Annotated in this window: 22 protein-coding genes; 9 read left to right on the forward strand and 13 right to left on the reverse strand. The window is 56.1% G+C overall.

Going from position 1 to position 20,766, the window contains the following annotated elements; all coding sequences use genetic code 11:
* Nucleotides 1-72: 72 nt before the first annotated feature.
* From CAFE_RS07965 to CAFE_RS07980, 4 genes are all read right to left on the reverse strand, one after another.
* A complete protein-coding gene (locus tag CAFE_RS07965; protein ID WP_156990296.1) occupies nt 73-804 on the reverse strand; it encodes an acyl-[acyl-carrier-protein] thioesterase in 732 nt (243 codons plus the stop codon).
* Entirely contained in the window at nt 801-2,081 is a 1,281-nt protein-coding gene (gene serS / locus CAFE_RS07970) for a serine--tRNA ligase (protein ID WP_156990297.1), read from the reverse strand. The genes CAFE_RS07965 and serS overlap by 4 nt, the downstream gene beginning before the upstream one ends.
* Nucleotides 2,082-2,113: 32 nt before the next feature.
* Entirely contained in the window at nt 2,114-2,962 is an 849-nt protein-coding gene (locus tag CAFE_RS07975) for a ParB/RepB/Spo0J family partition protein (protein ID WP_066645438.1), read from the reverse strand.
* A 64-nt stretch (nt 2,963-3,026) separates the two neighbouring features.
* Nucleotides 3,027-3,791, reverse strand: coding sequence for a ParA family protein (locus tag CAFE_RS07980; RefSeq protein WP_066645848.1), 765 nt, complete (start codon nt 3,789-3,791; stop codon nt 3,027-3,029).
* A 262-nt stretch (nt 3,792-4,053) separates the two neighbouring features.
* Here CAFE_RS07980 and CAFE_RS07985 point away from each other — a divergent pair, with 262 nt between their 5' ends.
* On the forward strand, nt 4,054-4,311 hold the full coding sequence (locus CAFE_RS07985) for an inorganic diphosphatase (protein WP_330593914.1): 258 nt from the start codon (nt 4,054-4,056) through the stop codon (nt 4,309-4,311).
* 265 nt (nt 4,312-4,576) lie between these two features.
* Here CAFE_RS07985 and CAFE_RS07990 read toward each other — a convergent pair whose 3' ends face one another.
* From CAFE_RS07990 to rpmH, 9 genes are all read right to left on the reverse strand, one after another.
* Nucleotides 4,577-5,392: a ParB/RepB/Spo0J family partition protein gene (locus tag CAFE_RS07990; RefSeq protein ID WP_066645440.1), complete on the reverse strand. Its 816-nt coding sequence runs from the start codon at nt 5,390-5,392 to the stop codon at nt 4,577-4,579.
* Nucleotides 5,393-5,862: 470 nt separating this feature from the next.
* The gene (rsmG, locus tag CAFE_RS07995; protein WP_156990299.1) at nt 5,863-6,576 is read right to left on the reverse strand and encodes a 16S rRNA (guanine(527)-N(7))-methyltransferase RsmG; all 714 of its coding nucleotides are present in this window, start codon (nt 6,574-6,576) and stop codon (nt 5,863-5,865) included.
* Nucleotides 6,573-8,453 carry a tRNA uridine-5-carboxymethylaminomethyl(34) synthesis enzyme MnmG gene (gene mnmG / locus CAFE_RS08000; protein WP_066645444.1) on the reverse strand — a complete coding sequence of 627 codons (1,881 nt, stop codon included), beginning with the start codon at nt 8,451-8,453 and terminating at the stop codon, nt 6,573-6,575. The genes rsmG and mnmG overlap by 4 nt, the downstream gene beginning before the upstream one ends.
* A 399-nt stretch (nt 8,454-8,852) precedes the next feature.
* On the reverse strand, nt 8,853-10,241 hold the full coding sequence (gene mnmE, locus CAFE_RS08005; RefSeq protein ID WP_156990300.1) for a tRNA uridine-5-carboxymethylaminomethyl(34) synthesis GTPase MnmE: 1,389 nt from the start codon (nt 10,239-10,241) through the stop codon (nt 8,853-8,855).
* Between the two features lie 56 nt (nt 10,242-10,297).
* Entirely contained in the window at nt 10,298-11,107 is an 810-nt protein-coding gene (jag, locus tag CAFE_RS08010; protein WP_156990301.1) for an RNA-binding cell elongation regulator Jag/EloR, read from the reverse strand.
* Between the two features lie 40 nt (nt 11,108-11,147).
* Nucleotides 11,148-12,149, reverse strand: a complete 1,002-nt coding sequence (locus tag CAFE_RS08015; RefSeq protein ID WP_066645451.1) for a YidC/Oxa1 family membrane protein insertase — start codon at nt 12,147-12,149, stop codon at nt 11,148-11,150.
* Between the two features lie 138 nt (nt 12,150-12,287).
* Nucleotides 12,288-12,548 (reverse strand): membrane protein insertion efficiency factor YidD, encoded by a 261-nt coding sequence (yidD, locus tag CAFE_RS08020; protein ID WP_066645453.1) that lies wholly within the window; start codon nt 12,546-12,548, stop codon nt 12,288-12,290.
* Complete coding sequence (gene rnpA, locus CAFE_RS08025; RefSeq protein WP_066645457.1) at nt 12,545-12,880, reverse strand: ribonuclease P protein component; 336 nt, start codon at nt 12,878-12,880, stop codon at nt 12,545-12,547. Before rnpA ends, yidD begins: the two co-directional genes overlap by 4 nt.
* 131 nt (nt 12,881-13,011) lie before the next feature.
* Entirely contained in the window at nt 13,012-13,146 is a 135-nt protein-coding gene (gene rpmH / locus CAFE_RS08030; protein WP_066645459.1) for a 50S ribosomal protein L34, read from the reverse strand.
* Nucleotides 13,147-13,498: 352 nt separating this feature from the next.
* On the opposite strand from rpmH, the gene dnaA reads away from it, so the two are divergent.
* The 8 genes from dnaA to gyrB all read left to right on the forward strand — a co-directional run bounded on the left by dnaA (nt 13,499) and on the right by gyrB (nt 20,702).
* Nucleotides 13,499-14,812, forward strand: a complete 1,314-nt coding sequence (dnaA, locus tag CAFE_RS08035) for a chromosomal replication initiator protein DnaA (RefSeq protein ID WP_156990514.1) — start codon at nt 13,499-13,501, stop codon at nt 14,810-14,812.
* A 306-nt stretch (nt 14,813-15,118) separates the two neighbouring features.
* Nucleotides 15,119-16,228 (forward strand): DNA polymerase III subunit beta, encoded by a 1,110-nt coding sequence (dnaN, locus tag CAFE_RS08040; protein WP_156990302.1) that lies wholly within the window; start codon nt 15,119-15,121, stop codon nt 16,226-16,228.
* Nucleotides 16,229-16,239: 11 nt separating this feature from the next.
* Nucleotides 16,240-16,458: an RNA-binding S4 domain-containing protein gene (locus tag CAFE_RS08045; RefSeq protein WP_066645463.1), complete on the forward strand. Its 219-nt coding sequence runs from the start codon at nt 16,240-16,242 to the stop codon at nt 16,456-16,458.
* A gap of 2 nt (nt 16,459-16,460) precedes the next feature.
* Nucleotides 16,461-17,531: a DNA replication/repair protein RecF gene (gene recF / locus CAFE_RS08050; RefSeq protein WP_228725207.1), complete on the forward strand. Its 1,071-nt coding sequence runs from the start codon at nt 16,461-16,463 to the stop codon at nt 17,529-17,531.
* Nucleotides 17,532-17,598: 67 nt separating this feature from the next.
* Complete coding sequence (gene remB, locus CAFE_RS08055; RefSeq protein ID WP_156990303.1) at nt 17,599-17,868, forward strand: extracellular matrix regulator RemB; 270 nt, start codon at nt 17,599-17,601, stop codon at nt 17,866-17,868.
* A 13-nt stretch (nt 17,869-17,881) separates the two neighbouring features.
* Nucleotides 17,882-18,280 (forward strand): TFIIB-type zinc ribbon-containing protein, encoded by a 399-nt coding sequence (locus CAFE_RS08060; protein ID WP_066645469.1) that lies wholly within the window; start codon nt 17,882-17,884, stop codon nt 18,278-18,280.
* A gap of 16 nt (nt 18,281-18,296) precedes the next feature.
* Nucleotides 18,297-18,635, forward strand: a complete 339-nt coding sequence (locus CAFE_RS08065) for a hypothetical protein (protein ID WP_066645471.1) — start codon at nt 18,297-18,299, stop codon at nt 18,633-18,635.
* A gap of 126 nt (nt 18,636-18,761) precedes the next feature.
* Nucleotides 18,762-20,702: a DNA topoisomerase (ATP-hydrolyzing) subunit B gene (gene gyrB / locus CAFE_RS08070; protein ID WP_156990304.1), complete on the forward strand. Its 1,941-nt coding sequence runs from the start codon at nt 18,762-18,764 to the stop codon at nt 20,700-20,702.
* Nucleotides 20,703-20,766: the final 64 nt, after the last annotated feature.

Below are 20,766 nucleotides of genomic sequence, written 5' to 3' on the forward strand. Positions count from 1 at the left end.
ATGTCCACATGATTTGTCAATATGTAACTGAAAATAAACAAAAAAGTTTTTTCGCGCCGACCAGGCGAGGAGTCAGAACAGGACTCGCGCCTCAAAGCTGACTCCGCCCGAATTTTCGCCGCGCATCAGTGTTTCGCCTTCCCCGTGCCGCGCGGTAAGCCTCAGGTTTTCCCCCGGCGGGGTTTCGCGCAGATAATCGATCTGCAGCCCGCGCACCGCTTCCCCGTTCTGCTCCGGCAGAAAATCCGCGACGATATCCGCGTAAACGGCGTTGTTCATATGCCCGTTGGAATCCAGGTCCGAACGGTACACGGGGCGCTCGCCGACCGGTTGAAGCCCCTCCGGCACCGCGACGCGCACCATCTTCTCCTCCGGGTCGACCGGCTCGTCGCGGAACACGCCGAGGTCGACAAACGCCTGAGGCTTGCGGACCCGATGCGTCTCCGCGTCCGCGAGCACCGTAACCTGCATCGCGTCGATCAACAGCGTCCCGCTCTCGTCGTAAAACTTAAAATCGCGGTAAAACCGCACGCCGCCGCGCCCGCGCGGGTGGGTACGCACTTCGATTTTCTCCCTGTGGCACGGCAGGCGGCGGATTTTCAGGCGGTTGCAGACCAGAAAGAACACGATGCCGGCCTGCTCCCGCAGCTCTTCATAACCGATATGCAGCAGGTCCACGTGCTGTTCGCTGGTTTCATGAACATGCCGCAGAACCGCGCCGAGCTTCATCCGGTTATCCGGCCCGACGTCGTAGACCGGCACCGTGAAGCGGCGCACATATTCGGCGGTCAGGTCCTCTTTCATGGGCGAATGACGTCCATTCCCAGATATTTTCTCAGCACTTCCGGTACCGTAACGCTGCCGTCCGCGTTCTGGTACTGTTCCACAATCGCCGGGAACAACCGGCTGGTGGCAAGACCGGAAGCATTCAGCGTGTGGACAAAATGCAGCTTTTTGTCCTCTCCACGGTACTTCACGTTGCCGCGCCGCGCCTGATATTCCCGCGCGTTGGAAGCGGAGCTGACTTCCTTGTAAATCCCCATCGACGGAATCCATACCTCAATGTCATAGGTGCGCGCCATCGAAAATGAGCAGTCGCCCGCCGCCAGCTTGCTCAGGCGGTAGTGAAGACCCAGCTCCTGCACCAGGTTTTCCGCTTTATGGACCAATTCTTCAAACGCGGCGTCGGAGTCCTCGGGCTTCGTGTACTGAACCATTTCGACCTTGTTGAACTGGTGGCCGCGGATCATGCCGCGTTCCTCCGAGCGGTAGCTGCCCGCTTCCCTGCGGTAGCAGGGCGTATAGCCGATATATTTTTTCGGCAGCTCGTCCGCTTCCAAAACCTCGTCCCGGTGCAGGTTTACAAGGGCTGTTTCCGCGGTAGGAAGCAGGAATTTGCGGTCGTTCGTCGTCGGATTCTGAATCCAGTAGTCTTCGTCCGCGAATTTCGGGAACTGCCCCGCCACATAGCCGCATTCGTATTTCAGCATGTGCGGAAGCAGCATGAACTGATACCCGTCGCGGACATGCTCGTCGATAAAAAAGTTGAGCAGCGCCCATTCCAGCCGCGCGCCCACGCCGGTATAGACCCAGGAACCGGCGCCGGACAGCTTTGCCCCGCGCTGGTAGTCAATCAAATGCAGGCTCTCGCAGAGATCCACATGGTTTTTCGGCTCAAAATCAAACTCCGGCTTCTCTTTAAAATAGCGGAGCGGCTGATTGTTTTCCTTGCCGCCGGCAACCACATCCTCGTCCGGCATGTTCGGCAGGCTGAGCAGCAGCTCGTTCTGCTTTGCTTCCGCTTCGCCTAGCTCCGCTTCGCCCTCTTTGATCTTCCCCGCGAGAGCTTTCATCTTCGCCATCAGCTCAGAAGCGTCCCCGCCCTGCTTTTTGATCTGCGGAATCTGCTTGGAAGCCGCGTTCTGCTCGGCGCGCATCGCCTCAACGCTGCCTGTGATTTCGCGGCGGCGGACGTCGTATTTCAGGATATCGTCTATGATTTTATCCGCGTCGAATTCTTTCTTTTTCGCCCCCGCCTTAATCAGATCGGGATTGCTGCGAATCAGTTTGATGTCAATCATGTTGACTTGCTCCTTTGGTTTTTTATTCTATCTTAAGTATTGTCATGAATCCGCCGGATTAATTCGGTCAGATCGTCCTGCCCGTAAAATTCAATCTGCAGCATGCCGCGCTTGCTGCTTCCGGTAACATTTACCTTTCTGCCAAGACTTTCGCGCAGGGCAAGCTCCGTTTCCTCATAAAACTTGATTTTCGACGAGGATTTTTTCGCTTTCGGCGTACTGTTGGCCCTCTGGGCCATCTTTTCGATTTCCCGCACGGAGGCGCCCTCCGCCGCGGCTTTCGCGGCTTCCATCATCAGCGCGCGGCTGGGAAAACTCAGCAGGGTGCGGGCATGTCCCGCGGAAAGGATTCCCTTTTCCACCATTCCCCGCACTTCCTCCGGAAGATTCAGCAGCCGCAGGGCGTTCGCCACGGCCGGCCTGGATTTTCCGACCGTATTCGCCACTTCTTCCTGCGTCATGCCGTAGGTTTCGATCAACGACTGGTATCCCTGCGCCTCTTCGAGCGGATTCAGGTCCTCCCGCTGAAGATTTTCAATCAGGGCAAGCTGCATCACCTCGCTGTCGCTCATCTCGCGTACAACGGCGGGAACTTCCTTCAGCTCCGCCAGGCGGGCGGCCCGCCACCGGCGTTCCCCCGCGACGATCTGGTATCCGCCGCTGAAAATCGGCCGCACCAGCAGGGGCTGCAGAACTCCGTGCTGCCGGATGGACTCTGCCAGCTCCTGCAGCGCCTCCTCATTGAACTCCCGCCGCGGCTGCCCGCGGTTCGGTTCGATTTCATCCAGGCTTAAAGTTACGGATGTCTGGCCGCCCTCAAGATCGTTTTCCGCGAAAATCGCGTCCAGGCCTTTCCCCAGACCGCCTTTTTTTCCTGCCATTTTACCGCCTGCCTTCCTGTTTCAACGGACTTTTCCGATTCGTTACATCCGGTTTTCTCAGTTTTCAGCGCGCGCCGGCTTCCAATTCCTCCGCCAGGGCGTTGTAACACAGCGCGCCCTTGGAGGAACGGTCGAAATACTGAATCGGCCTGCCGTAGCTCGGTGCCTCCGAAAGGCGCACCCCGCGCGGAATCACCGTGCCGAACACACGCCGCGGAAAATACTTTTTTACCTCCTCCACCACCTGCTGGGTGAGGTTGAGTCTTCCGTCATACATGGTAAGAAGGACGCCCTCGATTTCAAGATGTCCGTTATACTGGCGTTTAATGCGCCGAACCGTGTTCATCAGCTGCGTCAGCCCTTCCAGCGCGTAATATTCGCACTGGATCGGAACCAGCAGCGTGTCCGCGGCGGTCAGGGCGTTCGTCGTGATCATTCCAAGGGACGGCGGGCAGTCGATCAAAATATAATCGTACGCCTCCCTGACGGGGGCAAGCGCGCTTTTCAGGCGGGATTCCCGGTGTTCCAGGTCGACCAGTTCGATTTCCGCCCCCGCAAGGTTCATGCTGGAAGGCAGAAGGTCGAGATTTTCGAATTCCGTTTTCAGGATGATGTCCTGTGCAGTTTTGTCGCCGATCAGCACTTCGTAAACCGTTTCTTTCCGGTTTCTGCGGTCGATTCCCACCCCGCTGGAGGAATTCCCCTGCGGGTCCGCGTCGACCAGCAGCGTTTTCTTCCCCCGCAGCCCGAGCGCGGCAGACAGATTCACCGCCGTAGTCGTTTTGCCGACCCCGCCCTTCTGGTTGGCGATCGCAATGATTTTGCCCAAAGCATTTCCCCCTTCCTGCGGCCTGTCCACAGCCGCAGGGCCATTCCCGCCGGATGCGGGAAAGTTTTCTATTATTATAGCACGACTCTTTGGGAAGATAAAGAAAATTTTCCGGAATTCTTCGGCTTTTCGACAGGATCTTTCTTCCAAAAGCCGCGCCGGGGTTCGCTTTTCAGGCGATGTTTCATGTGAAACATCGGTTTCGGCGTTTCTTTTTCCGTGAACTCCTCTCGGCTCCCGGCACCCGGAACACCCCAATCTGATCTACCCGCTCAATTACGGCTACCTGCCCGGCACCATTGCGGAAGATGGCGAAGAAATCGACGCTTATCTCGTAGGCGAGTTCAAGCCGCTTTCAGAGTACACGGGAGTTGTTATCGCCGTAATCCACCGGCTAAACGACCGCGAAGACAAGCTGGTCGTCGCCAAACGGCCGAATCAGTACAGCGCCGAGCAGGTTCAGGCCTTGACCGAATTTCAGGAACGCTTTTTTGACTTTGAAATTCTTACGGTAGAATAGTCAGCCCCCGGCACAGCCGGGGGTTTTTCTTATGCGGGCAAAGCCCTGTTTTACTGGCTGCGCCTCAAGGCGCTCGGGGCTTTCTTGCACTTGCAACGACATTTCTCACCCCCTTCCCCCTCCCTGCCAAATCTTTTCTCGTTTCATAACTCCCGGCTGTGCCGGGAGTTTTCAAATTGCAACAACAGAACGGGCCGGACAAAAGTCCGGCCCGTTCTGCGGGAAATGATATAGGGAAATAGGAGTAAAAAACTTATAATCAAATTCAGGCGGGTTTTTGGCTGCCCCCCGCGTAGGCCTGGGTTTTCGGAATCCTGACGACGCATTCGATATACTCCTCCGTTTCGCTTTGGAGGGTCTGCGCGCTGATTCCGCTCTGTTTCATCGTCGCAATCGCATGGGAAATCGTATTGAGGAAAATCCGCACGTCCTTGATGACGGGCGTTTTCTTCTGGTTTGTATTTTTATCGCCGGAGAGCAGCTTTTCCACATACTCCTCGGTCTGGCGGACATTCAATTTTTTTTCAATCACGAAGCTGAGCGCTTTTTCGCGCAGCCTCTGGTCCTCCAACCGGAGCAGCGCCCGTGCGTGGCGTTCGCTCAGTCCGGATGACACGATTCTTTCGCGCTCCGATTCTGAAAAGCGGAGCAGCCGCAGTTTGTTTGCGACCGCCGACTGGCTTTTTCCCAGCCGGGACGCCGCCTCCTCCTGCGTGACATGCCAGCGTTCGATCAGCCTGCGGATTCCCTCGGCTTCCTCGAACAGCTCAAGATTGCTGCGCTGGATGTTTTCCGTCATCGCCATGACCGCGCTCTGATCCGGCGAGCAGTCGCTGATCAGGCAGGCCGCCGTTTTCAGGCCCGCGATCCGGCACGCCCGAAGCCGCCGCTCCCCCGCGATCAGCTCAAAACCATCGCCGGTTTTTCTGACCAGAAGCGGCTGGAGCAGTCCGTTCTCCCGGATGCTTTGGGACAAGCCGAGCAGTTCTTCTTCATGGAAGGTCCTGCGCGGCTGCGACGGGTTTGGCCGTATCCGGTCAAGGTCGATTTCAACCACTTTACTCTTGTCCCTGAAAAGCACTGCGGCCGCCTCCTTTGCTTGTCCTCGTGTACAAGCATAGCACACCGCAAAACCGTATTTTGTCATCTTCTGTCTAATGCAAAAAATAATTTCCCTTTTAGATTGCCCCAGGTTTCCAGTACTATTAATATTTTCAAAAAAATTCCCCACATAATGGCCCTGCTTCCATCTTTCTTTTTTCAACAGCAGGAATCAATTTTGTTGAAAACTTTCGGCGCCTGCTCCGTGCCAATCTGTCTTGATTGATAAAAAACCGCATTGGAATCGCAAAAAGCGCGCCCGTATATATTCGGCAAAGTTTTCCACCAATCATACCTTTACCTGTTGAAAACCCAAAATCAGCATTTATTTTACGCTGCTAAATGAATCCCCGCGGAAACTGAAAAAGAGAAAAGCTTCTCGCAGCCTTTCTCTTAGCTAGAATTGTTCGGGATTGTTTTCAACTGTTTGCTCGAATTGTGTGGAAAATTTTACAGGGGCGATTTTGCAATCTTTGCTCCGTGACGCGGGTACTCCCTTGGCAGCGGCGCGTTTCTGCGGATCAGCACCAGACTGCGGCCGTCCCCGCCTGGCAGCGCGTATTCGCGCGAGGAGATTGTTTCGCAGCCAAGCAATTCGATCGCACGTTTCGCGCTTTCCAATTCCCGCTCTACCTCGGGGCCCTTCATCGCCGCGAAAATTCCGCCGTCTTTCAAAAAAGGAAGGCAGTATTCACACAGAACCGGAAGCCGCGCAACCGCGCGGGCCGCTGCAAACTCAAATTTCGTGCGGAATTCCGGCTTTCGCGCCCCTTCTTCCGCGCGCGCGTGGACAAGCTCCGCGTTCAGCGAAAGCACACGCAGCAGTTCCTCCAAAAAAATCAACCGCTTGTTCAGCCCGTCCATCAGGGTCAGCTTCAGGTCCGGTCTCATCAAAAGGAGCGGTACCCCCGGAAATCCCGCCCCCGTGCCGATGTCGATCAAACGAGCCCCCCGCGTGATTTCCAATTTTTTCAGAATCAGAATGCTGTCAAGAAAATGCTTTTCCGCAATTTCTTCCGGCTCTTTCAGCGCCGTCAGGTTGATCTTCTGATTCCATTCGGTCAGCAATTCCAGATAGGTCTGGAACTGTTCGGCCTGAAGCGGCGAAACCGTGATCTGATAGTCCGCCGCAGCCGAAATCAGCTGTTCCCGGATACTTTTCATGGCGTTCCCTCCCCATGACGCGCCAGCCAGATCATCAAAACGCTGATGTCCGCCGGACTCACACCGGAAATTCTCGAGGCCTGCCCCACGCTTCCGGGTTGAACAGCCTGCAGCTTTTCCTGCGCTTCCGCCCTCAGCCCCGTGATTTTGCCGTAATCCGTCCCGTCCGGCAAGACGCGGCCTTCCAGGCGGCGCATTTCATGAATCTGTGACTTTTGCCTGCGGATATATCCCTCGTATTTCAGCTCAATCTCCACATTTTCAAAAACCGCCGCCGGCAGGTCGGGCCGGTTCGGGTCGACCTGCAAAAGCGCCTGATAGTTCAGCTGCGGCCTGCGAATCAGGTCGGAGAGCCGCACGCCCGTCGCAACCGGCGATGTTTCATGTGAAACAAGCAGGTCATTGAGCGCTTCCGACGGCGCCAGAATCGTGTTTTTCACGCGTTCCAGCTCCGTTTCGATCTGCTTTTGCTTTGTCTGAAACCTCGCCCATCGTTCGTCGCCGATGAGGCCGATTTCCCGGCCCAGCGGCGTCAGGCGCGCGTCGGCGTTGTCCTGCCGGAGCACCAGCCGGTATTCGCTGCGGGAAGTCATCATGCGGTAAGGCTCCGACGTGCCTTTTGTAATCAGATCGTCGATCAGCGTGCCGATATAGGACCCTGCCCGGTCCAGAAGCATCGGCTTTCTGCCCTGAATTTTCAGCGCCGCGTTGATTCCGGCGACCAATCCCTGCGCGGCGGCTTCTTCATAACCGGAGCTGCCGTTGAACTGTCCCGCGCCGTACAGGCCCGGAAAATCACGGAATTCCAGCGTCGCGCCCATTTGCAGCGGGTCGGCGCAGTCGTATTCGATCGCGTAGGCGGTACGCATGATCTGAACGTGCTCCAGCCCCGGAATCGTTTTATAAAACGCGATTTGAACTTCTTCCGGTAAAGAGGAGCTCATCCCCTGCAGATACATTTCCTCCGTATCCAGCCCGCAGGGTTCGATGAACAGCTGATGGCGTTCATGGTCGGCAAAGCGCACGATTTTAGACTCGATGCTCGGGCAGTACCGCGGCCCGACGCCCTCGATCTTCCCGCTGAATAGCGGCGAACGGTCCAGGTTGTTAAGAATAATCCGCTTTGTTTTTTCATTTGTCCAGGAGATATAGCATACCGCGCGGTTTTTTCCCGGCTTTTCGGTGTCGTAGGAAAACGGCACGACCGGCTCGTCACCCTCCTGCACTTCCAGATTTGTGTAATCGATGCTGGATTTCAGCACGCGGGCCGGAGTCCCGGTTTTGAAACGGCGAAGCCGGACCCCCAGCTTTTGCAGGGACGCGCCGAGAAACGCCGCCGGGAACATCCCGTCCGGACCGCCGTCCCAGGACTGCTCCCCGATATAGATTTTGCCGGTCAGATAGGTTCCGGTCGCGACGACGACCGCCTTTACCGTGTAGACCGCGCCCATCCTGGTTTCAACCAGCCATACGCCGTCGTCCTTACGGGAAAGCGCGGTGACTTCCGCCTGTTTTAAAAACAGGTTTGGCTGAAGCTCCAGCTTATGCTTCATGACGGCGCTGTATTCGCGGCGGTCGATCTGTGCGCGCAGCGAATGAACCGCAGGCCCCTTGCCGCGGTTGAGCATGCGGCTTTGCAGGAAACATTCGTCGGTCGTGCGCCCCATTTCCCCGCCGAGCGCGTCGATTTCCCGAACCAGATGTCCCTTTGCCGTGCCGCCGATCGACGGGTTGCACGGACAGTTTCCAACCGCGTCCAGATTAATCGTAAAGACGAGCGTGCTGCACCCCAGGCGCGCCGAAGCAAGGCCCGCTTCGATTCCCGCGTGCCCCGCGCCGATGACCGCTACGTCATATGTTCCCGCATCGTATGTCAAAGTATTCCCTCCAGCATTAATCCCATTTATCTATAACCTTTTGTTGATATTTCAAATTCAGAGAATAGCACGTTTTCCGTATTCCGTCAACTGCATTTTTTGGCAGAGCGATAGCCGCTTTGCGTCCCCGTCCGGCCTGAGGACCCTGAGGACAAAGTAAATTAATAGAAAAAATAATGGTTAAGGGGCACCTTGCCAAAAGGGGCATTCTGCCCAGCGATAAATCAGCACAGCGCTGCCACGCGGCAGCGTACAATCCGGGGAACAAAAATAAGATTTGAAGAGAAGAAAGTTTTCAACGATTTCCCTCAAAATCGTTGAAAACTTTTCATTTGCCCTTCTGTCCCCGCCTGATTTCTTTTTCCGTTGCACAGGTTCGGACCCACGTCTATTCCGCCATCATTTGCCGACGCAGAACCGGGAAAAAACGGAATCGACGACCGCGACAGTCGCTCGCTCTCCGGTCAGCTCCAGCAGCGCGGAAACCGCGTCCTCCACAGAAACCGTCACCGCGTCGAACGTCATTCCGCTTTCCAGCGCATCCAGTGCTTCCGTGACGCTTTGCAAAGACCGCGCCGCCGCGTCCCGCTGCCGCTCCGTATACAGCATTCCGTCCGACGGCTCCAGCTCTTTGGTTCCGAGCACCGACGCCACGGCATCTTCCAGCCTTGACAAACCTGCACCCGTCAGGGCAGATAAATATACAGTTTGTTTTATATTATTTTCAATATACTCTTTGTTAATTTTTATCGGCAAGTCGCTTTTATTGACGACCGCAACGCAGGGCGTATCGCCAACCTCACGGATCAGCGCCCGGTCCGACTCGTCCAGTTCCTGTGACGAGTCGAACACGGCAAGGACCAAACGCGCGGAGCGGACTCGCTCCCTCGCGCGGCCGACGCCGATGCTCTCCACCGGGTCGGCGGTGTCGCGCAGCCCGGCGGTATCCGCCAGCCGAAGCGGGATCCCGCCGAGCAGCACGGTGTCCTCCACAATATCGCGCGTCGTCCCGGCATAACTCGTCACGATCGACCGTTCGCAGCCCGCGAGCAGGTTCATCAGCGTCGACTTTCCCGTGTTCGGCCGCCCGGCGATCACTGTGTCTACTCCCTCGCGGAGCACGCGCCCCGCGTCGAATCCCCGCAGCAGCGCGTCCAGCTCCGCTTTCACTTCGCCGAGAGAAGTTTTCAGCTCTTCCCCCGTCACCTGCGGAATATCGTCCTCCGGATAATCCGCCCACGCGGAGAGGTGGGCGGCCGCGCCGAGCAGCTTTCCGCGGATGCTTGCGATCCTGCGTTCCAGCGCGCCTTCATGCCCGGCGAGCGCCGCCTTCGCGGCCTGCTCCCCCTGCGCGGAAACAAGCTGCATCACGGACTCCGCTTCCGTCAGGCCGATTTTCCCGTTGAGAAACGCACGCCGCGTGAATTCCCCCGGCCCGGCCGGCTCGGCGCCCGCCCGGATTACCGCGCGGAGCAGGCGGCGCAGGATAACTAGCCCCCCATGGCAGGAGAGTTCCACCACATTCTCCCCGGTAAAGCTCTTCGGTGCGCGGAAATTCAGCGCAATCGCTTCGTCGATCGCGCCCGACTCGTCAAAAACTCTTCCGTACAGGGCCGTGTACCCCGGAAGCTCCTCCAGGCTTTTCTTTCCGGAGGGGGAGAAAACACGCCCCGCGATTTTGCGCGCGTCCGGTCCGGAAATCCGAATGATGCCGATGCCTCCCGGCGCCTGGGGTGTGGAGATTGCGGCAATGGTTGTGCCTGTTTCGCTGTAAATTGTCCGATTCATAAAAATCCCTCAAAAAAAGAGGACAATTCCAAAGAACCGCCCTCCGTGTCTGCTGTTTACTTTTTTGTCTCGTACTTCCCGTACAGAGGAGCCGTCCCATGCTGCGCCGGCGCCGACGGAGTACGGTTTTCGTACGGCGGATGTCCTCCCGGCGACGCTCCGCGGGGAGGATACGGCTGCCTGCCCCGCTGCTGCGGTCCCCGGCGGCTGTTGTAGCCGTTTCTTCTCGAAACCGGCCGCTCCCCGGCAACCGGGCCGATCACCACATGGCGCGCGGCGTCTTCGCCCTCCGACCAGGATTTTGCTCCCTCCACCGTCTGCACCGCCGTGTGGATGATTCTGCGCTCATAGGGATTCATCGGTTCCAGCGAGTTATTCCGCCCCGTCCGCAGCGATTTTTCCGCCATTTTGCGGCCCAGGTTTTCCAGCGTCTGCTTCCGCTTGTCCCGGTAATTGCCAATATCAAGATTAATCCGGCAATAGCTGTCGCCCGCGTGGTTTGCGACAAGCCCGGCCAGATACTGAAGCGCGTCTAACGTTTCGCCCCGGTGGCCGATCACATACCCGATGTCGTCGCCGGTCAGACAGAGCATCGCTCCGCTTTCCTCTTTTTTGATTTCAATCCGGACGTCTTCCAATCCCATGTTCTTCAGTACGTTTTTCAAGTAATCTGCCGCAATCTGCGCAGGGTTGTCCTCCACAAAAACCCGCACCTTCGCCGGGTTTCCGCCAAACAGACCGAAGGTTTTTTTCATGGGCATTTCAAGGATCTCAAACTCCGCCTCATAGGATTCCACACCCAGCTGCCTGCAGGCGGCTTCTCTTGCGAGTTCCACGGTTTCGCCGGTTCCAATCGCTTCTTTCATTCGGTAATCCCTCCCAGAAATCAGACCCCTGTTTCAGCGTTTACTTCCGCGGTTTTCCTGTCTTTTTCTGCCGGTCGTCGTCGTTCTGCCGGCTCCCCGCCGCAATGGCGACGGGCTTCATGTTTGCTTCTTCCAGCTCGCGCAGCGCAACGCGCCTAGCCTCCGCCCGCGCGCCAAGATCGGCCGGGCTGTACCAGATATTCAGAATGACCGTCTGCAGAAAACCGGTTATGGTGGAGATAATCCAGTAAAAACCGACTGCGGCCGGCATTGTGCAGGCGATCCATGCCGTAAAGAGCGGCATGATATAGAACATACCCTTCATGCAGCCTTGCTGCTGCTGCATGCCGGGCTGGAGCTTCATGGTGAAATACTGCGTGACAAGAGAAGACACAAAGCAAAAAATCGGGATGACCCAAAGATTCGACCGGAACAGCGTGCCGAAGATGTTGGCCGGGTCGCTCGGCGTATCCAGCAGATTGAGCCCCAAAAAGCTGAAGCCGTGGCTGAAATCCTGAATTCTCGCGAGCTCGTCCGCGCTGAACATGGTCAGGTACGGTTTCAACTCCGCGAAATGCTTGACGATTTCAATCTGACCGTACCTCGTTCCCAGGGTCTGCCCGATGCCGGGGATCACTTTGAGCATATCCGTCGCGGCGGTCGCGGCCGTGCCGGAAACATGAAGCGCGTTGATCAGGGGGTAAAGCACCGTGTAGTACAGGCCCATCATGATGACGAGCGGAACAATCATCGTCAGGCAGCCGCTCGCGGGGTTGATGCCTTCCTTTTCATACAGCTTCTGCGTTTCAATCTGAAGCCGTTCCCTGTCTTTTGCGTATTTTTTCTGCAGTTCCTTCTGCTTGCTTGCGATTTTGCTGTTCGCCGCCATGGAAATCTGCTGTTTGACCGAAAAAGGGAACAGCAAAATCTTCGTTACAACGGTAAACAGGATAATAGCCACTCCGTAGTTTCTGACCAGCTCGTAAAAATACCAGAGCAGGTAGCCAAGTGCGCTGCCAAAAATATTAAAGAAATCGTTCATACAGAAAATTCTCCTCTGCCCGGCAGAAAACCGCCGAAGTGTCGCCGAAGCCAAACCGCCGGCGTACAAAATGGGCCTGGGCTGTCTGATGAGAAAGCCTTTTACCGAAGGAAACCCTCCCGGATTTTCCGGGGAAAGTTACCGTTTTTTCTCTTTCAGTTCTCCTGTAAAGCCGCGAAACGCCATGCGTTCCGGCACAGGGTCGTACCCGCCGCGGGAAAAGGGATTGCAGCGAAGAACCCGGTAAAGCGCCAGAAAAAAACCTTTGAAAGCGCCAAACCGCTCGATCGCCTCTACCGCGTAATTGGAGCAGGTCGGGTAATATTTGCAGCATGGTTTTTTGTAGGGGGATATCGCTTTCTGGTAAAAATGAATTAGAAAAAGCAGGATGCGTTTCATTTGATGACTCCCGCGCTTTTCAGATGCTGCGCCATCACGCGGCTCAGCTCCGTGCTTTTCATCATCGGCGTCTTCGCCCTCGCGACGAAGATCAGGTCGAACCCGGGGCAAATTTCCCGGGGCATGGAACGGAACGCTTCGCGGATCACCCTGCGGGAGCGGTTTCTGCGCACCGCGTTTCCGGTTTTTTTACTTGTCGTAATCCCCATGCGCAGCGTGTCTTTCCGGTTTTTCAGCACATAGGTGACAAGCGCCGGGCTGACAAAGGACTTCCCTTTGGAATAAATCCTTTGAAACTCCCTGTTTTGTTTGATCGACACATATTCTTCCATATAATATCCCGAGACATTCCATTCCTTTTCAGCTAATAAAGAAAGGCCACGAGGAGTGGCCCTGTCCCGACGGGAAGCAAACCGCGGCTCATGCCGTGTTTCGGGCCTGTCCGTCCAATTCTTAACAGCTTTCAGTAGCTCAGCTTTGTCCTTCCCTTTGCCCTGCGGCGGGAAAGAACCTTGCGCCCGTTCGATGTGGACATGCGCTTGCGGAAGCCGTGCACCTTTTGCCTGTGCAGCTTTTTCGGCTGATACGTTCTAAGCATGAGAAAACCCCCCTTCGATTCTTAAAAGAACCTTTGCGAAACATTATATCTTATCTGCCGGCGGCCTGTCAACCATGCGCCCCGCGCTGACGCGCAAAAAAGCGCCGGAATCCCCGCCGAAACCGGAAACAGATGGTCCCATAGGGTTAAATATACCACAATATCTTCGAGTTGGAAAGAAAAAAATCCTGAAAATTAAAAATTTATTCCGCGTTAACCGAAAATGCCTTCAGACCGACGAAAGGAAAGTTTGAAAAAAGTAAAAATTTGTGCTACTATAGGTAATGATACCCGTTGGCAACAGTCCTGCGGCCGCAACGGGAAAAGAATGAAAATGGGGTACTGCAATAAGATGGAACCGTTCACCGAGGTCTGGAACCTCGTCTGCGAGTACTGTAAAAGTAAAATCACGGAAATCGCATTTTCCACCTGGATCAGCAGAATTGAACCCGTCACACTCGATTTCACCGACGGAGTCGCGGTTCTGCGGGTGCCGAACGAGCTGCACCGCCAAACGATCCTTCATTATTATAACGCAATTCTGGAAGAGGCATTCCGGCAGATTTTCAGCCGGGAAATCCAGATCCGCGTCTGCGTCCCCGGAGAACTGGAAACAGACGCGAAAAAAGAGGAATCGGCGGAAAACAGCGACAACTATGAATTCACCTTCGACACCTACATCGTCGGGTCGTCGAATAAATTCGCGCACGCGGCCTCCATGGCGGTTGCAAGCAAGCCGGCCAGCCTTTACAATCCCCTGTTCATTTACGGAAATTCCGGCCTTGGAAAAACACATCTGCTTTACGCCATCCGCAACGAGATCGGGAACACAGATCCTTCGATGAAAATCGTGTACATCAAGGGCGACGAATTCACCAACGAGCTGATCGAGGCGATCCGCCGGGGAACCACGGGAGAATTCCACCAGCGGTACCGAAAAGCGGACGTGCTCCTGGTCGACGATATCCAGTTCATCGCCGGCAAGGATTCCACACAGGAGGAATTTTTCCATACCTTTAATACGCTTTACGAAGCGAAAAAACAGATCGTCCTGACTTCCGACCGGCCGCCGAAAGATATCGCGACGCTGGAGGAACGTCTTCTGACGCGGTTCGAATGGGGCCTGACCGCGGACATTCAGCCGCCTGATTTTGAAACGCGGATCGCTATTATAAAAAGGAAAGCGGAGCTGCTCAAAATCAACCTGCCGGACAACGTGGTCGAATACATCGCAAACCGTCTGAAAAACAATATCCGCCAGCTGGAGGGCGCCGTCAAGAAAATGAAGGCCTACTCGCTGCTGAGCGGAGAAACCATGAACATCCAGACCGCGCAGGCGGCGATCAGCGACATCATCAACAACGACCAGCCCACTCCGTTTACCGTAGAAAAGATTATCGACGAAGTCGCCCGCACCTTTGGGACAACCGTCGACGATATCCGGTCCGCCAAACGCAGCGCGAATATCTCCGGCGCAAGGCAGATGGCGATGTACGTCGTCAGGGAAATCACGCAGATGCCGATGACCTCCATCGGAAAAGAATTCGGGGGCCGCGACCACTCGACCGTCGTCTACGCGATTCAGCAGGTCGAAAAAAACATCGCGCGGGATTCCAAAACAAAAGCGACCGTGGAAGACATCATCAAAAACATCCGGGACCGCTGACGGTGCAAAACCGATTCAACATTCCACAAACCCTGTTGAATCTTTTTAAATCCCGGTTTTGATTTTCCCCGAAATTTTAAACTTCTTTTCAACATTTCCCACAGAGTTTTCAACAACATGTTAAATACTAAAAAAAAATACAGGATGTTAACATTTTTCCAACAGCGCGATCCGGAAAAAAAACACACCAAAAACCCAGCGGACAAGCAGATTTTTCTATAGTTTCAACTTTTCGGCACATACTACTCCTGTTACTGAAAAAATCCATTTCTATCCATTCATATTTAGGAAATGAGCGGTGAGGTCATGAAAATAACCTGTGATAAGCAAAAGCTGAACGAAGCCGTGTTGAATATCCAGCGCGCAGTCTCCACCAAATCCTCGGTTCCAGCGCTCGAAGGAATTCTGATCCGCGCCGACGAAGGAACCGTTCTGCTCTGCGGTTACGACCTGGAACTCGGCATCACCACCATCCTGGACTGCAGAGTCGAGGAAAAGGGAAGCGTGGTTCTCAGCGCAAAATTGTTCGGAGAGATCGTTCGCCGCCTGCCGGCGGCAACCGTCACCGTCAGCTCGGACGAAAAACAGATGACAACCATCCAGAGCGGCGAAGCCGAATATTCCATTGTTGGAATCCCCGCGCAGGAATACCCGGAGCTGCCCGCCGTCGGCGGCGAATCCTCCCTGAAGATTCCGAGCGGAATCCTGCGCAGCATGATCCGGCAAACGCTGTTCGCCGTCGCGGACACCGACGCAAAGCCGATTCACACCGGAACTTTATTCGAACTGGAACCGGACTGCCTGCGCCTTGTTTCCGTCGACGGCTACCGCCTCGCCATCCGCGAAGAACCGATCGGCTGCGAGCTGGAAACCAGCTTCGTCGTACCCGGAAAAACCCTCGCCGAAGTTTTAAAGCTGCTGGGCGACGACGACACCAAAGTGGAACTGCAGATCGGCAGGCGCCACATTTTATTCAGCATCGACAATTACACCGTGATTTCCCGGCTGCTCGAGGGCGAATTTCTCGACTACCGCGCCGCGGTCCCGAACGACTGCACCACCGAACTCAAAGTTTCGACCCAAAGCTTTATCGGCAGCGTCGAGCGCGTTTCCCTTCTGATCACCGACCGGTTAAAAAGCCCGGTGCGCTGCGTTTTCGGAGACGGCGAAATCAAAGTTTCCTGCTCGACGGCAATCGGCCGCGCGAGCGATAAGCTGGAGGCCCGCATCACCGGCAACGCGCTGGAAATGGGCTTTAACAACCGTTTTCTGCTCGACGCGCTGCGCAACACGGAATGCGACGAGGTCCGCGTTCAGCTGAACGGGCCGCTCAGTCCCATGCGCGTGCTTCCGTGCGAAGGAAAGGCCTTTTTGTTTCTGGTGCTGCCGGTCCGGCTGAAAAGCTCCGGCGAATGAGGGATGAACCGATGAAAGAAGAAAAGATATCGATCGACACGGAATTTATCCGCTTGGACTCTCTTTTAAAGCTGGCCGGAGCGTTTGAAACCGGCGGTCAGGCAAAAATCGCCATTCAGGACGGCAACGTACGGGTCAACGGCGAAATCTGCACCATGCGCGGGAAAAAAATGAGACCGGGCGACCGCGCCCAGACCGGCGGGTCCGTTTACGAGGTGTGCTCCAGTTGAACGTGCGGCGCCTTTCCTGGAATCACTTCCGCAATCTGCGCGCCGGTGAATTTGAACCGTGCGCCGGAGTCAATGTCATTTACGGACAGAACGCCCAGGGAAAAACCAATCTTCTGGAGGCGATGTGGCTTTTCACGGGGGAACGGTCGTTCCGCGGTGCAAAAGACGCGGAGCTGGTTCTTCAGGGGGAAACGGCGGCCGCTCTCCGCATGGATTTCTGGAGCGAAGGCCGCGGCCAGACCGCGAAAATCACGGTTGCGGAGGGAAGGCGGACGGCGGAGCTCAACGGGATTCCGAAAGGCGCCTGTTCCGCCCTGACCGGAAAATTCTGCGCGGTGGTTTTTTCGCCGGAGCATCTGTCCCTGGTCCGAGGGGGGCCTTCCCTGCGCAGAGAATTTGTCGACTCTGCCCTATGCCAGATGAAGCCCGGCTACGCGTCGCTCCTGTCCGGCTACAACCGCACGCTTTTCCAGCGCAACGCGCTGTTAAAGGATATTCCGCGCCACGCGGAGCTGATGGATACGCTTGAAATCTGGGATGAACGGCTCAGCCAGTTCGGCGAACGGGTGATCCGTCAGAGGACGGCGTACCTGAAAGCGCTCAGCGAGCCTGCGGCCGGTTTCTACGCCGGAATCAGCTCCAACCGGGAAACTCTTTCCTTCGTTTACCGAAAAAGCGCGGAAGACCTTCGCCGCGCGCTCGCCGAGGAAAGGCGGGAAGACGTTTTAAGCGGGCATACCGGCGCGGGACCTCACCGGGACGACGTTGATATCTTCGTCAGCGGACTGAACGCGCGGGCTTACGCCTCCCAGGGACAGAAGCGCAGCGTCGTACTCGCCCTGAAACTGGCGGAAGCGGAGCTGCTCAGCCGGATGACCGGCGAAAAGCCCGTTGTTTTTCTCGACGACGTGATGAGCGAGCTTGACGCCCGAAGACAGGATTACCTTTTGAACCATCTGACGGAGTTTCAGGTTTTTCTCTCCTGCTGCGAACCGGGCGCGGCCCGGCAGATGAAAAGCGGCGCCCTGTTCCGGATGGAAGACGGAGCGCTCTCCGCTGTGCCGCCGGCGTAACCGGCCGTTTCCCCGCGCGGAAACGGCGGATTTTTCTTCAAAAGCGCGCGGAGAAAAGGAAGAAACCATGTATCTTCACCTAGGCCAGGACACCGTGGTTCTCATGAAGGACATTATCGGAATATTCGACATGGAAACGTCGACGATTTCCCAGACGACTCGCGACACCCTCGCCGCGGCGCAGAAATCCGGCTGCATCGTGAACGTTTCGATGGAGATGCCGAAATCCTTCGTCCTATGCAAAAGCGGAGAAAAAACGACGATTTACATCACGCAGATTTCATCCTCGACCCTGCTTAAGCGCGCGGGCCTGAAGAATGAAACCAACAGACTGTGACAGGGGAGTGCTTATGAAAAAATTCAGAAAACCGCGCTGCCCTTTCTGCGGGAATAAAATCGGCCTTGCGAATACCTGGGCGCTGAAAACTCAGGGGGAGTATCTCTGCCCCAAATGCGGCGGGATTTCCAACATCGTGATGGACCGCCTGATTTACCTGTTCGCGTTTTTAGCCATTCTGGTCAGCGCCGTATTTTTTGCAGTGGGATTTCTTGGTTTTCTTTCTCTTGACATTTGGCTTCTTCTTCTCGTTCTGCTGCCGTTTCTGCTTTTCTACCTGATTTCCGTTTTTCTGGTCAGGCTGAAAAAACCCGCCGTCAGGAAAAGAAGAGCGCCGCCCGGCGGCCGCCCGCAGAACGGAACCAGGCGCGGCCCCGGACCGGGAACGGGCCCCGCGGCCCGCAGGCGTTGAGAAAGAGGAAAACGGAATGCCGAAGCTTCCCCTTTGCCCCTACTGCGGGGCTAGATTTCTCTATTCCGAGGTCAGAAGGTCACAGAACAAAAAAACGGGAACCTGCCCGCACTGCGAAAAGCCGTTCTGCGTCGGGGGCGGCGCCCGCCGGATGATTTTATACGCCGTTTCCACCCTGCTGCTGGTCGGGTTGAATTTGTCTCTTCTGAAAATTCCGTCCATGAACCTGACCTATCTTCTGGCGGCGACCGTTCTCGGGGTCGCGGCGGTCAGGCTGCTGGTTCCCTACACCGTTCGTTTTTTTCCGGAAAGACCGGCGCGCTCCGATTCCGCCGGGAACGGGAAAAATTCATAAATTTATTCCTGCTCCGGGGCTTCCCGCCCCGTTCCCCTACACGGGTTTTGACTGGCAAAAGATGATACGCTCAAAGCGGTCTTTAACAAAGATGATACGATTTGTATCGATACTGGAGGGTTCAACTTGGAGTTTGGCAATGTCACACAGACGAACAGCGAATACGACGAAAGTGAAATACAGGTTCTGGAAGGACTTGAAGCCGTTCGGAAGCGCCCCGGCATGTACATCGGTTCCACCGGTCCGCGCGGGCTGCACCACCTGGTGTATGAGATTGTGGACAACGCGATCGACGAGGCCCTTGCCGGCTGCTGCGATAAAATCGAGGTCGCGCTCGAACCGGGCGATATTATCCGCGTCACCGACAACGGGCGAGGAATTCCGGTCGGAATCCACCACCAGGTGGGAATCCCGACAGTCACGGTCGTTTACACCATGCTGCACGCGGGCGGAAAATTCGGCGGCGGCGGATACAAGGTTTCCGGCGGCCTGCACGGCGTGGGCGCAAGCGTGGTCAACGCGCTTTCCCAGTGGCTGGAGGTCGAGGTTTTCAAAGACGGCGTCGTCTATTTTCAGCGTTTTGAGCGCGGCAAGCCGGTAACCGGGCTGGAACAGCGCGGAGAGACCGAACGCACCGGTACGCGCGTGCGCTTTCAGGCGGACCCTGAAATTTTTAAGGAGACCACATCTTACGATTACGAAACGCTGCAGACGCGGCTGCGCGAGCAGGCGTTTCTGAACGCGGGCGTCCGGATTCTTCTGGAGGACGGGAGAGACCCGGAAACACACCGGCTGGACGATTTCCGCTTTGAGGGCGGCATTAAAAGCTTTGTTGAGTACATCAACAAAAAGAAAGCCGTTGAGGTCATTCATCCGGACGTCATCTATTTTTCGGGGGTCGCGCCGGACGATTCCGCCACGGCGGAGGTCGCCATGCAGTACAACGACTCTTACAACGAGCTGATGCTGTCGTTCGCGAACGACATCCACACGACCGACGGCGGCACGCATGAGGACGGGTTCCGCCGCGCGCTGACCCGCGTGATGAACGATTACGGGCGGAAATTCAACATTCTGAAGGAAAGCGACAAAAACCTTTCCGGCGACGATTTCCGCGAGGGCCTGACCGTCATCATCAGCGTCAAGCTGCGGGAGGCCCAGTTTGAGGGCCAGACCAAGGCGAGGCTCGGCAATACCGAAATCGGCACCCTGGTCAATTCCATGATTTCCGAAAAGCTTTCGGTTTATCTGGAAGAAAACCCGGCGGTCTCCCGCGCAATTTTCGACAAGGCGATGGCGGCTTCCCACGCAAGGGAGGCGGCGCGGAAAGCGCGCGACATGGTCCGCAGAAAATCGGCGCTGGAAAACGCCTCGTTACCCGGAAAGCTGGCGGACTGCCAGAGCCGGAACTCCGAGGAAACCGAGATCTATATCGTCGAGGGCGATTCGGCCGGCGGCTCCGCAAAAGGCGGGCGCGACCGCCGCTACCAGGCGATTCTGCCGCTCTGGGGCAAGATGCTGAACGTGGAAAAGGCAAGGCTCGACAAGGTGTACGGCAACGAAAAGCTGATGCCGGTCGTCACCGCGCTCGGCTGCGGAATCGGCGAGGAATTCGATTTGAATAAGCTGCGCTACGGCAAAATCATCATCATGGCGGATGCCGACGTCGACGGCTCGCATATCCGCACGCTGCTTTTGACCTTTTTCTTCCGCTTTATGAAGCCGCTTGTGGAAGAGGGGCATGTTTACCTCGCGCAGCCTCCCCTTTACCGGCTGACCAAGTCCAAAAAACACTATTACGCCTACACCGACAAGGAACGCGACAGGCTGATGCAGGACTTTGTTTCCGGTTATGAAATTCAGCGGTACAAGGGCCTTGGCGAGATGGACCCCGAGCAGCTATGGGAAACCACCATGAATCCGGAAACCCGGATGATGCTGCGCGTGGAAGTCGAGGACGCGGCGGCGGCCGACGAGGCGTTCACCGTTCTGATGGGCGACAAGGTGGAGCCGCGCCGGGAATTTATTGAGCAGAACGCGAAATACGTTCAGAATCTGGACGTTTAAGTTCGCAGTGAAAAAGAAAAAAGCGGAGCGCGAAAACGGCGGATGCCGCAAAATTCGATTGGTT

This window comes from Caproicibacter fermentans (assembly GCF_009746625.1).
In the GTDB taxonomy this organism is placed as follows: Bacteria; Bacillota; Clostridia; order Oscillospirales; family Acutalibacteraceae; genus Caproicibacter; species Caproicibacter fermentans.